The sequence below is a fragment of the Streptomyces sp. 135 genome (assembly GCF_020026305.1).
In the GTDB taxonomy this organism is placed as follows: Bacteria; Actinomycetota; Actinomycetes; order Streptomycetales; family Streptomycetaceae; genus Streptomyces.
Map to the genome: position 1 here is coordinate 7,553,262 of NZ_CP075691.1, position 13,948 is coordinate 7,567,209.

At 70.6% G+C, this 13,948-nt stretch carries 12 protein-coding genes; 5 read left to right on the forward strand and 7 right to left on the reverse strand.

Annotated features, from left to right (window positions below; all coding sequences use genetic code 11):
• The first annotated feature begins 78 nt into the window (after positions 1–78).
• On the forward strand, positions 79–1,113 hold the full coding sequence (locus tag KKZ08_RS33875; protein WP_223778060.1) for a multicopper oxidase domain-containing protein: 1,035 nt from the start codon (positions 79–81) through the stop codon (positions 1,111–1,113).
• A gap of 52 nt (positions 1,114–1,165) precedes the next feature.
• Here the strand turns inward: KKZ08_RS33875 and KKZ08_RS33880 are convergent, their stop codons facing one another.
• Positions 1,166–1,531, reverse strand: a complete 366-nt coding sequence (locus KKZ08_RS33880) for an NUDIX domain-containing protein (protein WP_223778061.1) — start codon at positions 1,529–1,531, stop codon at positions 1,166–1,168.
• Positions 1,532–1,631: 100 nt separating this feature from the next.
• Between KKZ08_RS33880 and KKZ08_RS33885 the strand changes: the two genes are divergently transcribed.
• Entirely contained in the window at positions 1,632–2,663 is a 1,032-nt protein-coding gene (locus KKZ08_RS33885) for a LacI family DNA-binding transcriptional regulator (protein ID WP_223778062.1), read from the forward strand.
• 30 nt (positions 2,664–2,693) lie between these two features.
• On the opposite strand, the gene KKZ08_RS33890 is transcribed toward KKZ08_RS33885, so the two are convergent.
• Positions 2,694–3,932 (reverse strand): glycoside hydrolase family 64 protein, encoded by a 1,239-nt coding sequence (locus KKZ08_RS33890; RefSeq protein ID WP_223778063.1) that lies wholly within the window; start codon positions 3,930–3,932, stop codon positions 2,694–2,696.
• A 232-nt stretch (positions 3,933–4,164) separates the two neighbouring features.
• On the opposite strand from KKZ08_RS33890, the gene KKZ08_RS33895 reads away from it, so the two are divergent.
• On the forward strand, positions 4,165–4,962 hold the full coding sequence (locus KKZ08_RS33895) for a VOC family protein (protein WP_223778064.1): 798 nt from the start codon (positions 4,165–4,167) through the stop codon (positions 4,960–4,962).
• A gap of 206 nt (positions 4,963–5,168) precedes the next feature.
• On the forward strand, positions 5,169–5,417 hold the full coding sequence (locus KKZ08_RS33900) for a WhiB family transcriptional regulator (protein WP_223778065.1): 249 nt from the start codon (positions 5,169–5,171) through the stop codon (positions 5,415–5,417).
• A gap of 616 nt (positions 5,418–6,033) precedes the next feature.
• Here KKZ08_RS33900 and KKZ08_RS33905 read toward each other — a convergent pair.
• The 5 genes from KKZ08_RS33905 to KKZ08_RS33925 form a co-directional block, all read right to left on the reverse strand.
• Positions 6,034–7,005, reverse strand: coding sequence for an acyl-ACP desaturase (locus tag KKZ08_RS33905; protein WP_223778066.1), 972 nt, complete (start codon positions 7,003–7,005; stop codon positions 6,034–6,036).
• 156 nt (positions 7,006–7,161) lie between these two features.
• A complete protein-coding gene (gene ddaH, locus KKZ08_RS33910; RefSeq protein ID WP_223778067.1) occupies positions 7,162–7,950 on the reverse strand; it encodes a dimethylargininase in 789 nt (262 codons plus the stop codon).
• A gap of 36 nt (positions 7,951–7,986) precedes the next feature.
• A complete protein-coding gene (locus KKZ08_RS33915; protein WP_223778068.1) occupies positions 7,987–10,320 on the reverse strand; it encodes an excinuclease ABC subunit UvrA in 2,334 nt (777 codons plus the stop codon).
• A gap of 10 nt (positions 10,321–10,330) precedes the next feature.
• On the reverse strand, positions 10,331–11,983 hold the full coding sequence (locus KKZ08_RS33920) for an ATP-binding cassette domain-containing protein (RefSeq protein WP_223778069.1): 1,653 nt from the start codon (positions 11,981–11,983) through the stop codon (positions 10,331–10,333).
• Positions 11,984–12,271: 288 nt separating this feature from the next.
• The gene (locus tag KKZ08_RS33925) at positions 12,272–12,718 is read right to left on the reverse strand and encodes an Lrp/AsnC family transcriptional regulator (protein WP_223778070.1); all 447 of its coding nucleotides are present in this window, start codon (positions 12,716–12,718) and stop codon (positions 12,272–12,274) included.
• A 114-nt stretch (positions 12,719–12,832) separates the two neighbouring features.
• Between KKZ08_RS33925 and KKZ08_RS33930 the strand changes: the two genes are divergently transcribed.
• Positions 12,833–13,765: an SMP-30/gluconolactonase/LRE family protein gene (locus KKZ08_RS33930; protein WP_223778071.1), complete on the forward strand. Its 933-nt coding sequence runs from the start codon at positions 12,833–12,835 to the stop codon at positions 13,763–13,765.
• Positions 13,766–13,948: the final 183 nt, after the last annotated feature.

Here is a 13,948-nt window from a genome sequence, read left to right on the forward strand (position 1 = left end):
AGACTCGGCCGATACCGTGTGGCCGTCCGGGGGCCTCCTGTGCCCCGTCAGTCTCCGTACCGCAGTGGGGAGTTCGGCATGGACAGACGGAGCTTCAACCGGAGGGTGCTCGCGGGCGGCGCGGCGGTGGCCGGGGTGACATCGTTGTCGGTCGTGAGCGCGCCCGACGCGAGCACGGCCGAGGCCCCGCGGACGGCGCCCGCGGGTGGCGAGGTCAAGCGCATCAAGATGTACGCGGAGAAGCTCCCCGACGGGCAGATGGGCTACGGCCTGGAGAAGGGCAAGGCGACCATCCCGGGCCCGCTCATCGAGCTGAACGAGGGCGACACCCTGCACATCGAGTTCGAGAACACCATGGACGTGGCCGCCAGTCTGCACGTCCACGGCATGGACTACGAGATCTCCAGCGACGGCACCAAGCACACCAGGAGCGATGTCGAACCGGGCGGCAGACGCACCTACACCTGGCGCACCCACGCCCCGGGCCGCCGCAAGGACGGCACCTGGCGGCCCGGCACCGCCGGGTACTGGCACTACCACGACCACGTGGTCGGCACGGATCACGGCACCGGTGGCGTACGGAAGGGGCTCTACGGTCCGCTGATCGTGCGCCGCAAGGGCGATCTGCTGCCCGACAAGACGTTCACGATCGTCTTCAACGACATGACGATCAACAACAGATCCGGCCACGACAGCCCCAACTTCGAGGCCACGGTGGGGGATCGGGTCGAGTTCGTTTCGATCACCCACGGCGAGTACTACCACACGTTCCACGTGCACGGTCACCGCTGGGCGGACAACCGTACGGGCATGCTGACCGGCCCCGACGACCCCAGCCAGATCCTGGACGACAAGATCACGGGGCCGGGCGACTCCTTCGGCTTCCAGGTGGTCGCGGGTGAAGGGGTGGGCGCCGGGGCCTGGATGTACCACTGCCATGTGCAGAGCCACTCGGACATGGGGATGGCGGGGCTGTTCCTGGTGAAGAAGGCGGACGGGACGATTCCGGACTATGAGCCGCACCATCGGGGCGGGGGTGCGGCGAAGTCAAGGGCGTCGTCGAAGTCCGGGGCGCCGTCGCGGGTTGCTGCTGGGGGGCACGCTCACCACTAGGGCTGGTCAGGGCGGGCTCACTGGGCAGGGCGGGCTTGCAGGGCCTTCGCGATCAGGTCGTGGACGAGGTGCTCACCGGGGGCCCGGTTCTCCTTGAGGCGGGGGAGGTCGTCGGGGCCGAACCAGCCGTAAGCGGTGTGCTGGTCCCGAGGTGGCGCCGGACGCGGCGCAGGTGCCGGCCGGTTTCCTCGGCGACCTCGCGGGCGAGCGTGTCCAGCAGGGACTCGCCGGGCTCGACGTGGCCTCCGACGATGTCCCAGCAGTCGGGGAAGAGCCGCCGGCCGGGGCCGCGTCGCTGGGCGAAGGCGGCGCCGTCCCGGTTGAGGATGACGGCCCCGACCGCCCAGCGCTCGCCGTCGGCGGGGACCGGGAACTCGATGCCGTCCTCCACGGCCACGCGGTACTCATCGTCTGACATGCCCTCACGGTAGGCCCTGCGCCCGCACCCCTCGCCGAGGCGGCCGCCGAGCCGATACGGGAGGATGCCCCCTGACACCGTCAGGGAGGAGTGACCGAAGGTGACCGAGGAACCGCGCCCGACCCTGGAGGCCGTGGCCGCCCGCGCCGGGGTCTCCAGAGCCACCGTCTCCCGCGTCGTCAACGGCGACCCCGGGGTGCGCGAGACGCTCGCCGAGAGAGTGCGGCACGCGGTCGACGAACTCGGTTACGTCCCCAACCGCGCCGCCCGCAGCCTGGTCACCCGGCGCCACGACGCGGTCGCCGTGGTGATCGCCGAGCCCGAGACCCGAGTCTTCGCCGACCCGTTCTTCGCACTGCAACTGCGTGGCATCAGCAAGGAGTTGACCGCTCGGGACGTGCAGCTGGTCCTGCTGCTCACCGAGGGGCGGGACGACCATGAGCGGGTCGGTCGCTACCTCGCCGGCGGTCACGTCGACGGCGCCCTCGTCTTCTCCCTGCACCTCGACGACCCGCTGCCCGGCATCATCCGGTGTGCCGCGGTGCCGACCGTGTTCGGCGGCCGCCCCGGCTGGCCGGACGCCGCCGCGGACGAGCGGGCAGCGCCGTACGTCGACTGCGACAACCGCGGCGGCGCGCGCGAGGCGGTGCGCCATCTCGTGGGACTCGGCCGCGGCCGCGTCGCGCACATCACGGGCCCCCTCGACCAGACCTCCGCGGTCGACCGGCTCGACGGCTACCGGGACGTACTGGGCGACGTGGACCCGTGCCTGATCGCCGAGGGTGACTTCACGCCCGCGGGAGGGGAGCGGGCGATGCGGGAACTGCTCGACCGCGCGCCGGAGCTGGACGCCGTCTTCGCGGCCAACGACCTGTCGGCGTCCGGCGCCCTCCGGGTGCTCAGGGAGCGGGGCAGGAGGGTGCCGGACGACGTGGCGGTGGTCGGCTTCGACGACATGCTGCCGGTGGCCGAGCAGGCCGATCCGCCGCTGACGACGGTCCGTCAGGACATCGAGGAGATGGGCCGGTTGATGGCCCGGATGCTTCTGCGGGGCAGGGACGGCGAGGACGTCGCCTGTGAACCGGCGAACGTGGTGCTGCCCACGGCCCTGGTGCGCCGGGCCTCGGCGTGAGGCCGATGCGGCGTCCGAGGGGCCGCGCGGTCAGGACCCCACGCTCACCGTGAACCGCCGCGGGTTGCCGTCGTGCGCCGCCCCCGACACGTCCGGCTGCCCGTCGGGACGTACGTCGTCGTACGGGAACGCGTACCCGATGGGGGAGTTGGCGTGTACGACGCGTGACCAGTGGTTGGTCACCTCGCCCCGGTAGTAGTCGGCGGCGGTGGCGCCGCCCGGCTGCTGCGGGTGCGTGAGCATGATGCTGCGGTTGAACCCGGCGGCGAGCCGCGCGAGGAGGCCCTTCTTGTCGTCCGGGTCGCCCGGGTTGTTGGCGAAGGGGCCGTGGTTGCAGGTGAAGATGTCCTTCGACGTCGGCTTGGCGAAGGAGTGCCCGCCGTTGAACGTCAGTACGTCACCGCTGACGCGCCCGGTGAACACGCCCCGGCCGCCCTGGAGGTCGATCCTGAGATCGGTGGAGCGGTACTTGTCCCACACCTGGTCGATGTAGCGGTTCCAGACGTCGCGGAAGGGCATCTGGTCCGGCCGGTCGAAGTAGGGCGCCATGAGGTTCTGCGGCGAGATGACGCGCAGCACGCCTCCGTCGTCGGCCCTGATGACCAGGTCGTCCCACGGCTGCCCGTCCTTCGCCGCCTGCGCGACGAGATCAGAGGCGATCCTGCCCACGGCGCCGTCGGGCAGCGGGGCGACGGTGTGGGTGCCGTCGCCCTCCAGGGTCAGGCCGATGGGCAGCGCGGTGACGAGGTCGACGTAGCTGATGTTGGCGTAGAGCTGCTGGGGGTTGAAGGTGAACTCGCAGAACGACCACGTGCGGCCGTAGTTGGGGTCCGCCCGGGTCGCGAAGGCGGGCTCGACCAGTGAGGGGCCCGGGTTGAGGAAGAAGTCCAGCTTGGCGTCGCGCACGAAGTAGACGCGCGCGCCGTACATCTGAGGGAGCGTCAATACCCTCGGTGTCGAGCCCGCCGCGCCGAGGGGGATGGCGCAGTCGACGGGCAGCGGGGTCTGCGGTGCCGACGGCGAGTCGGGGCGGTAGACGCCGCCGTCGGGCTTGAGCAGTACCCAGCGGCCGGTGCCCTGTTCGTGGCCGGTGACGTAGGCGTGTACCCGGCCCGGGAGCGACTTGTTCTTCAGGGCGAGTTCGCAGGTGGCGGGCGCGGCCTTGCCGCCCGCCCGCGCGCTGGGGCTGAGAGTGCTGCCCCAGAGGGGGTAGGTGAGGGCGCCCGCGGCGCCGGCGGTGGTGGTCAGGAACGTTCGACGCGATATCACGGAAGGTCTCCTGCACGGTTGTGGGGGGTGGTGCACCACTGTCGCGGCGGGTGATTGAGGCGTCAAGAGTTGTGACTGAGAGCGCTCTCAAAAATCTTGCTCGTTCACGAAGTGACGGCAGGCGGAGTGTCAGTGGTGGATGCCAGACTCGAAGAGCGGTGGACAGACAGCACGACACCGGCAGGGATCAGACAGGCACGACACCGGCAGAGATGCGACAAAGGAGTCGATCATGCTTACTACCCGTTTCGCTGTGGGAGCTCCGGTCTGGGCGGACATGTGCGCCCCCGACCTCGGCACCGTCAGCGATTTCTATCGTGAGCTGTTCGGCTGGGAGCTCCAGCAGGGCGGCCCCGAGGTGGGGGGCTACAGCCAGTTCCAGCTCTCCGGCAGGACCGCGGCGGGAGCGATGGCGATGGCCGTGGACGAGGCGCCGCCCGCGTGGACGCTCTACTTCCGCACGGCGGACGCGGACGCCACGGTCAAGTCGGTCGAGCAGGCCGGCGGCAGGTCGCTCTTCGAGGCCGCGGACGTCCTCGACCTCGGCCGCATGGCGGGCCTCGCCGACGCGGCCGGTGTGCCGTTCTCGGTGTGGCAGCAGGGCCGGCTGGAGGGCCTCGATGTCCTGAACGAACCGGGTGGCCTGGTCTGGAGCGAGCTGTACACCCCGGACGTCTCCGCGGCCACCTCGTTCTACGGCTCGGTCTTCGGCTGGCAGACCACCGAGATGGCCTTCCCCGGAGGGACGTACACGATGGTGCATCCCGCCGACGGCACCCCGGACGACATGTTCGGCGGCATCGTGCCGCTCGACAGCGACCCCTCGGAAGAGGGGGCGTACTGGCTGCCGTACTTCCAGGTGGCGGACTGCGACGACGCGGTCGCCAAGGCCGGGCGGACGGGCGGCTCGGTGCGGATGGCGACGGTGGAGATGGCCGGGGTGGGCCGTTTCGCGAAGCTGGCGGACCCGGCGGGCGCACGGTTCGCGGTGCTTCAACCGGCCCCTCCCGGCGAGCAGATGGAGCCGTAGCCGCCGGGGGGGTGGGTTGTCCGGTGGCTCCGGGGTGAGGGTTTCGCGGCGGTGTCCGAAGGGCAGCGCTTATCGGGGCGCCGGACGGCCCGGCGGTGTGCGATCGTGATCGGGCCCTTAGCCCGGGCCGGGAGCGAAACGCGGGCCGGGCGGTCGTTGATCGTTCGTTGATCGTCTGTTTCGCGCGCCGGGGCAGTATCGACGGCATGCAGATCGACATGACGGCCCAGCCCGAACTCGCCTGGCAGGAGCAGGCGCTGTGCGCGCAGACCGGAGCGGACTTCTTCTTCCCCGAGCCCGGGAGCTCGGTGCGCGAGGCGAAGGACATCTGCCGGATGTGCGCGATGCGCCCGGCCTGCCTGGAGTACGCACTCGCCAACGACGAGAGGTTCGGCGTCTGGGGCGGCCTCTCCGAAAAGGAGCGCTACGCCCTCAGACGTGTGCCTCGCACGTGACTCGCCCTTGATACGTCCTTGCGTGGGCGTGTGCCTTGTTGGGGCGTGGGCCTGGGCCTGGGCCTGGGCTTGATGGTGTGCCTTGTGCGCGCCGGGGGCCTCGGGCTCGGCGGGGCGTGGCGCCGGTGCCCTGGGGTTCGACGGTGTGCCCTGCGGGCGGCGGCGCCGTCACTCGCGTGGTGGGCGCCTCGCGTGTGACGGTACGTGTCTGGGGCTCGCCGGCTGCCCTGACCCGGCGGCCCGCCGGTGCTGAGCGGTAGGTCTCGCGCCCGCCGGGCGGAATCGGCGCCTTTGCTCTGCCCCGTACATCGATGCGGGCCCGCTGCACGACCCGGGCTGGACGCCCACAGGCCACGCGGCGCGGCTGGGTGTGAAGGGGCCGCGCCTTGCGTGCCGCCTGCTTCGGGCCTTGCGTGCTGGGCGGCGCTGCCTCCGTATCTGTTGCGGATCCCCGGCGCGACTTCCGCTGAACGCTCACAGGGCGTGCGGCGCGGCCGGGCCAGGCCCTGCACGCCGCGTGGCCCTGCCGCGTACCCGTTGTGGCCCCGCCGGGCCGCGCCGCACGACCCGGGCTGGACGGCCCACAGGTCGCGCGGCGCGGGCCCTCGCGGGCGGATCAGGCCTTGCGTGCCGCCATCCGGGCCTTGCGAGCTGCCAGCCTCTCGTCGAACTTCGACGCCTCCGAGTCGAGACCGCCCATGTAGAAGCCCAGCTCCTCCTGGGCCTGGAGCCCCTCGGGGCCGAGCCCGTCGATCTCCAGGACCTTCAGGAAGCGCAGCACGGGCTGGAGCACGTCGTCGTGGTGGATACGCAGGTTGTAGACCTCGCCGATGGCCATCTGCGCGGCGGCCCGCTCGAAGCCCGGCATGCCGTGGCCCGGCATGCGGAAGTTGACCACCACGTCCCGCACGGCCTGCATCGTCAGGTCCGGCGCGAGCTCGAAGGCGGCCTTGAGCAGGTTGCGGTAGAAGACCATGTGGAGGTTCTCGTCCGTGGCGATGCGCGCCAGCATGCGGTCGCAGACCGGGTCGCCGGACTGATGTCCGGTGTTGCGGTGCGAGATGCGGGTCGCCAGCTCCTGGAAGGCCACGTACGCCACCGAGTGCAGCATCGAGTGGCGGTTGTCCGACTCGAAGCCCTCGCTCATGTGGACCATCCGGAAGCGCTCCAGCTCGTCCGGGTCGACGGCGCGCGAGGCGAGGAGGTAGTCGCGCATCACGATGCCGTGGCGGCCCTCCTCGGCGGTCCAGCGGTGCACCCAGGTGCCCCAGGCGCCGTCGCGGCCGAAGAGGGAGGCGATCTCGTGGTGGTAGCTGGGGAGGTTGTCCTCGGTCAGCAGGTTCACGACCAGGGCGATGCGCCCGATGTCGGTGACGGGGGACTGGCCCTTCTCCCACGCCTCGCCGTCCTCGAAGAAGCCGGGGAAGTTGCGGGCGTCGGAGAACGGGACGTACTCGTGGGGCATCCAGTCCTTGGCCACCTTGAGGTGGCGATTGAGTTCCTGCTCGACCACTTCCTCCAGCGCGTAGAGCAGCCGGGCATCGGTCCAGCTGTCCGTGCTGCCGAGGTGGGGAGAGGTGATCGTCACGTGGGCTCCATAGCGGGACGGGAGTACTTACGAGCAGTGCGAGCGGTGCACTACCTACGGTGTCGTAGGTTACGTTGCCGTAGGTTAAGCCCTCCGTAAAGAGGCAGTGAAACCGGCCCCCGCCCGTCTCCCCCGCAACAGAGGCCTCAATACTGGTCAGGCGTACAGATCGCGGAGCCGGACTGAGAGGCACGTCACACAGCCTTCGAGCTTCTCGAATTCACTGATGTCCACCAAAACCGGGTCGAATCCGAGATCGGCGAGCAGCTCCGCGCTCTTCGGCGCACTCGCCGCCATCAGCAGTTTTCCCCCGCCGAGGAGCACCACGTGCGCGCCCGGCTCCTCCGGCACGGGCAGGAAGCGCGGAAAGAGGGAGGGGCTCCCGACCAGCGGCTCGTACCCGATGACCGTCCCGTCGGGCAGCGCCGTCACCGCGGACTTGAGGTGCAGGATCTCGCTGAAGGGTGTGGCGAGGGGCACAGTGACCACGCGCGCGCCGAGCGGTTCGAAGGCGGCCCGCAGCTGCCGCACTCCCTCGGCGTTGGTCCGGCCGCCCCGCCCCACGTAGAGCGTGTCGCCGATCTTGAGGACGTCACCGCCCTCCAGCGTGCCGGGCTCCCAGATCCAGTTCACCGAACAGCCGAGCCGCGCCACGGCCTCCTCCACGCCCGGCGTCTCGCCCCGCCGGGGCTCGGCCCCCGGGCGGGTGATCAGCGCCACGTTCCGGAAGACGGCCACCGCGTCCTCGACGAACACCGAGTCCGGGCAGTCGTCCGCCGGCTCCACCTCCAGCGTCTCCCAGCCGTGGGCGTCCAGCGCCCCCACGTACGCCTCCCACTGCCGCAGCGCGAGTTCCACGTCGACCGGGGTGCGTTCCAGGTGGGTGACCAGGCCTTCGGCGAGGCGCGGGCTGGGGCGGCGGACCAGGGCCTTCTTGCTGGGCACGGCACTCTCCTCACGCGGGCGGGGCAGTGCCGCACATCATGCAGCGTCCGCCCGCTCCTGGCCCAGAGCGCCTCGGAGATGGTCGGCGGTGAACGACCCCTCCGCATCCAGGAGTTGGGCGGGCGTCCCCTCGAAGACGATCCGCCCGCCGTGCTTGCCGCCGCCGGGGCCGAGGTCGATGACCCAGTCCGCGTGCTTGACGACATCGAGGTTGTGCTCGACGACCAACACCGTGTTCCCGGCGTCGACGAGCCGGTCGAGCAGCGCGAGCAGCCCGTCCACGTCCGCCAGGTGCAGGCCGGTGGTCGGCTCGTCCAGGATGTACGTCGTGCCGGTGCGGTGCAGCTGCGTGGCCAGCTTGATCCGCTGGCGCTCCCCGCCGGACAGGGTGCTCAGCGGCTGGCCGAGCGTGAGGTAGGTGAGCCCCACGTCCCGCAGGGCGCCCAGCCGGCGGCGGAGCGCCGTGTCGTCGAAGCGTGCGGTGAAGTCGAGGGCGTCCTCGGCCGTCATGGCCAGGAAGTCGACGACGGACCGGCCGTCGACGGTCAGGCGCAGCACCTCGTCCTTGAAGCGCCGCCCCTCGCACGCCTGGCACGTCGTGGTCACCGGGTCCATGAACGCCAGGTCGCTGTAGATGATTCCGCGCCCCTGGCAACGCTCGCACGCGCCACGCGAGTTGAAGCTGAACAGGCTCGCCTCGGCGCCCGTCTCCCGCGCGAAGAGCTTGCGTACGGTGTCCATGATCCCGAGGTACGTCGCCGGGGTCGAGCGGCCCGAGATGCCGATGGACGACTGATCGACGACCACGGCGTCCGGGTGCGCCTCGGTGAACGCCTTCGACACCAGCGTGCTCTTGCCCGATCCCGCGACGCCGGTGACCGCGGTGAGCACCCCGGCCGGCACCCGCACGCTGACGTTCTTGAGGTTGTGCAGACCGGCGTCCTTGATCCAGTGCCCGCCGGTCGCCCGGCGCGGATTCTCCTTGACGCCCCGGACGCGGCGCAGGTGGCGGCCGGTGAGCGTGTCCGCCCGCCGCAGCTCGGCCGGGGTGCCCTCGAAGACGACCAGGCCGCCGCCGGTACCGGCCGCCGGGCCCATGTCGACGACATGGTCGGCGATCGCGATCACGTCCGGGTCGTGCTCGACGACCAGGACGGTGTTGCCCTTGTCTCGCAGCCGCAGCAGCAGGTCGCCCAGGCGCCCGACGTCACGCGGGTGCAGACCGACGCTCGGTTCGTCGAAGATGTACGTCATGCCGGTGAGGCTGGAGCCGAGATGGCGCACCATCTTCAGCCGCTGCCCCTCGCCGCCGGAGAGCGTGGACGTCTCGCGGTCCAGGCTGAGGTAGCCGAGGCCGATCGCCTCGATCCGCTCCAGCGCAGCGACGGCCGCCGCGGCGATGGGGCCCGCCACGGGGTCGTCGATGCGCCCCAACTCCTCGATGAGGTCGGTGACTTCCATCCGCGTGCAGTCGGCGATCCCCAGGCCGTTGATCCGGGTGGCGAGCGCCGCCGGGTTGAGGCGGGCGCCGCGGCACGCCGGGCAGGGGCCCTCGTGGAGAAAGGCCTGCGCCACGTCACGGGTCTTCTGGGAGAGGGAGGAGAGGTCGCGGTTGAGGTAGAGCCGCTCGAAGCGGTCCGCGAGGCCCTCGTAGTCGGTGTCGCGGGAGCCTCCGGTGTTGTGGACGGGCACCTTCCTGGCGCGCGGCTTTCCGCGCCCTTCGCGGCCGCCCCGCAGCAGGAACTCCCGCTCGGCGTCGGTGAACTGCCCGACCGGCTTGTGCGGGTCCAGGTCGGGCGTGTTGGTGTAGGTCTGGCCGTGCCAGGTCCCCGCGGCGAACGGCGGGAAGAGGATCGCGCCGTCCGCCAGGGACCTGGTGGGGTCGAGGATGCGGTCGTAGTCGGGCCGCACGCTGAGGCCGAGGCCGTCGCACTCGGGACACATGCCCGACGGGTCGTTGAAGGAGTACGCCGTCGCCGGGCCCGCGCTGGGTGTGCCGTGCCGGGAGAAGAGCACCCTGATCACGGAGTAGATGTCCGTCATCGTGCCCACGGTGGAGCGCGAGTGGCCGCCGATCGGCCTCTGGTCGACGACGATCGCGGGCGAGAGATCCTCGATGGTGTCCGCGTGCGGCCGCTCGTACTTCGGCAGCCGGTTGCGCACGAACCAGGTGAAGGTCTCGTTCAGCTGGCGCTGTGACTCGACCGCGATCGTGTCGAAGACGACCGACGACTTGCCGGAGCCCGACACCCCGGTGAAGACCGTGAGGCGGCCTTTCGGGATGCGCAGGTCCACCTCCCTGAGGTTGTTCTCGCGGGCTCCGGCGATGGTGATGTGCTGGTGTGTGTCATGTCGGGTGTCTGGGTGCATACGCGCGAAGCTAGCCGGAATACCCGACAGCCTCTGTCTTCTTTTCCTGGGTGATCTCCTTCAGCTCGCCGTCCAGGAGCAGCCATCGCGTGATGCCGATGGACTCCAGGAACGGCAGGTCGTGACTGGCCACGATCAGCGCGCCCTGGTACGACTCCAGGGCTGTCGAGAGCTGCTTCACGCTCGCCATGTCGAGGTTGTTCGTCGGCTCGTCGAGCATGAGCAGCTGCGGCGCCGGCTCGGCGAGGAGCAGCGCCGCGAGCGCCGCCCGGAACCGCTCGCCGCCCGACAGGGTCGCCGCCCGCTGATCGGCCTTGGCCCCCTTGAACAGGAAGCGGGCCAGGCGGGCCCGGACGCGGTTGTTGCTCGCGTCGGGAGCGTACGCCGCCACGTTCTCGACGACGGTACGGTCGTCGTCGAGCACATCGAGCCGCTGGGGCAGGAAGCGCAGCGGTACGTGCGCCAGTGCCTCGCCGGAGACCGGTCGCAGCTCCCCGGCGATCGTGCGCAGCAGCGTCGTCTTGCCCGCGCCGTTGCGCCCGATCAGCGCGATCCGCTCGGGGCCGCGCAGCTCGAACCAGCCCTGGACGCGGGCCCCGTAGCACAGTTCCAGACCGCCGAGGGTGAGGACGGTGCGGCCGGGGTGCACCAGGGTGTTCGGCAGGTCGACGCGGATCACGTCGTCGTCCCGAACCGCCTCCACGGCGTCGTCGAGGCGCTCCTTGGCCTCGGCGAGTTTCTCCTCGTGCATGATGCGGTGCTTGCCCGCGGACTCCTGCGCGGCCCGCTTGCGGGCGCCCATCACGATCTTCGGCTCGCGCTTCTGGTCCCACATCTTCTGGCCGTACCGCTTGCGGCGGGCCAACTTGAGGTGGGCGTTTACCAGTTCGCGCTTCTGCTTGCGCAGGTCGGACTCGGCGACGCGCACCATGCGCTCCGCCGCCTCCTGCTCGGCGGCGAGGACCTCCTCGTACGCGCTGAAGTTGCCGCCGTACCAACTGACCTCGCCCTCGCGCAGATCGGCGATCTGGTCGACCAGGTCAAGGAGTTCGCGGTCGTGACTGACCACGACGAGGACTTTGTGCCACGCCTCGACGGCCGCGTACAGGCGCCGACGGGCGTACAGGTCAAGGTTGTTGGTCGGTTCGTCCAGCAGCAGGACGTCCGGTCGGCGCAGAAGCAGCGCGGCCAGGCGCAGCAGCACCGACTCGCCGCCCGAGACCTCGCCCGTGGTGCGGTCGAGACCGATATGGCCGAGCCCGAGCTGGTCGAGGGTCGCGAGGGCGCGCTCCTCGACGTCCCAGTCGTCGCCGACGGCGGTGAAGTGCTCCTCGCGCGCGTCGCCCGCCTCGATGGCGTGCAGGGCGGCGCGCGTCGCGGCGATGCCGAGGACCTCGTCGACGCGCAGTCCGGTGTCGAGGGTGACGTTCTGCGGCAGGTAACCGACTTCGCCGGCGACCTTGACCGCGCCGTCGGTGGGCGTCAGTTCACCGGCGATCAGCTTCAACAGGGTTGACTTCCCCGAGCCGTTGATGCCGATGAGGCCGGTCCTGCCGGGTCCGAAGGCCGCCTGGAGCCCGTCGAAGACGCCGGTGCCGTCCGGCCAGGCGAAGGTGAGCGACGTGCAGGTGACGGAGGTGGGGGAGGTGGAGGAAGTAGACATACGGGCCTCGCGGTTGCGTGGTGTGGAGCGCGGTCAGGGGCAACGCGTTCGAGACACCGCGGCGGTGCTGAGGCCATGGAAGGAAAAAGGCCTGTGCCGGGGGACGGGACGGCTCGTATGCCGAGGTCGCACGCGACGTACACGGCAGCGGAAGCTGCGTGACGCGGTGTCTCATGACCTCAGACGAGCAACGTCCTTCTCCTATCGACGGCAACAGAACCGAGTACACGGTAAGAAGGGCCGCTGGACCCTGTCAACGCTTTTATGAGCTATGGCTATGGGCTATGGCTATGGGCTCTGCAGAGGTGGGACCGGCCGCTCGAAGAAGGTCTCCAGGGCCACCGTCGCCTGGGTCCCGCTCACGCCCTGGATCGCGTACAGCCTGCGCAGCACGTCCTGGAGCTGCTCCGTCGTCGCGGCGCGCACTTTCACCAGGACCGAGGCGCTGCCCGCGATGACGTGGGCCTCCTGGATCTCCGGGATCGCGGCGAAGGCGTCGGCCGAGTCCCCCATCCAGGCGGCCGATTCGACCATCACGAAGGCCAGGACGTGCCGGCCGAGCGCCGCCGGGTCCACCTCGATGGTGGTGCGCCGGATGACGCCCCGCTCGCGGAGCTTGCGCACCCGTTCGTGGGCGGCACCCGCCGAGAGACCGACCTCCTTGCCGAGCGCGGCGTACGCGGTGGTCGCGTCCCGCTGGAGCGCCGCGATCAGCTTCCGGTCGACGTCGTCCATGTCGTTCACCGTTCCCCCATGTCGTTCACCATCCCCATGACGGAACCATATAGCGTTCTGGCATAGTCCACGCCAGCCATACGACATTCAGTCGCAGCACGCTTGGGGGTACGCATGTCCGGTTCCAATGACGCCACGCTGTACGAGGTCCTGGACGACCGGTTCCGCACCGGGAAATGCGCCAGCGGCGACGACCGCCTCGAAAAGCTGCACGGTGGCTGCCGCTGGGCCGAAGGGCCCCTCTACCTCCCCGCCTGGCGCCAGCTGATCTGGAGCGACATCCCCAACGACCGCATGCTGCGCTGGGACGAGGAGACCGGGGCCGTCTCGGTCTTCCGCCGCCAGGCCGGGCACAGCAACGGCAACACACTGGACCGCGAGGGCCGCCTGATCTCCTGCGAGCAGGGCAACCGCCGGGTCACCCGCACCGAGCCCGACGGCACGGTGACCGTGCTCGCCGACCGCTATGACGGCAAGCGGCTCAACAGCCCGAACGACGCCGTCGTACGCTCCGACGGCTCGGTCTGGTTCTCCGACCCCGACTTCGGGATCACCAGCGACTACGAGGGCTTCCGCGCCGAACGCGAACTCGACGGCCTGAACGTCTACCGGATCGACCCGGAGACGGGGGAGGTACGCCTGGTCGCCGACTGCTTCGAGGCGCCGAACGGACTCGTCTTCTCGCCCGACGAGCGGCAGTTGTACGTCTCCGACACGCGGGCCCGCGTCATCCGCGTCTTCGACGTCCGCGACGACGGGACGCTCTCCGACGGCGAGGTCTTCGCCCGCGCCACGGACGGCGTGGGCAGCTTCGACAACATCCGTTTCGACGACGGCGGCCGGCTGTGGGCGGCGGCCATGGAGGGCGGCGTGCACTGCTACGCCCCGGACGGGACGCTCATCGGCCGCCTGAACATTCCCGAGCCGGTCTCCAACATCGCTTTCGGCGGCCCCAAGAACAACCGCCTCTTCATCACCGCGACGACCTCGCTGTACTCGCTGGTGATGGGAGTCACCGGCCAGCCGCGGGTACCGCGCCGCCCCTGACCCCGGGCCGACCCTTGCGTCGGGCCTTCCCCGACGCGCTGCCTCCCTTCTCGACCAGCGCGGAGGGCGGCGCGCCGAGGGCCCGTGGCACGGCCTGCACCGGTGTCACCCGGCGACGCGGCCCTCGTCGTGTGCGCGGCCACCGGCAGGCTGCGCACCTTCGTCGGTGGCGCAGGCGGTGGC

Excerpts from the sequence above, each read along its gene's own strand:
- KKZ08_RS33875 (WP_223778060.1), top strand. The coding sequence starts at position 79 with ATGGACAGACGGAGCTTCAACCGGAGGGTGCTCGCGGGCGGCGCGGCG.
- KKZ08_RS33880 (WP_223778061.1), bottom strand. The coding sequence starts at position 1,531 with ATGTCAGACGATGAGTACCGCGTGGCCGTGGAGGACGGCATCGAGTTC.
- KKZ08_RS33895 (WP_223778064.1), top strand. The coding sequence starts at position 4,165 with ATGCTTACTACCCGTTTCGCTGTGGGAGCTCCGGTCTGGGCGGACATG.
- KKZ08_RS33900 (WP_223778065.1), top strand. The coding sequence starts at position 5,169 with ATGCAGATCGACATGACGGCCCAGCCCGAACTCGCCTGGCAGGAGCAG.
- KKZ08_RS33915 (WP_223778068.1), bottom strand. The coding sequence starts at position 10,320 with ATGCACCCAGACACCCGACATGACACACACCAGCACATCACCATCGCC.
- KKZ08_RS33920 (WP_223778069.1), bottom strand. The coding sequence starts at position 11,983 with ATGTCTACTTCCTCCACCTCCCCCACCTCCGTCACCTGCACGTCGCTC.
- KKZ08_RS33925 (WP_223778070.1), bottom strand. The coding sequence starts at position 12,718 with ATGGACGACGTCGACCGGAAGCTGATCGCGGCGCTCCAGCGGGACGCG.
- KKZ08_RS33930 (WP_223778071.1), top strand. The coding sequence starts at position 12,833 with ATGTCCGGTTCCAATGACGCCACGCTGTACGAGGTCCTGGACGACCGG.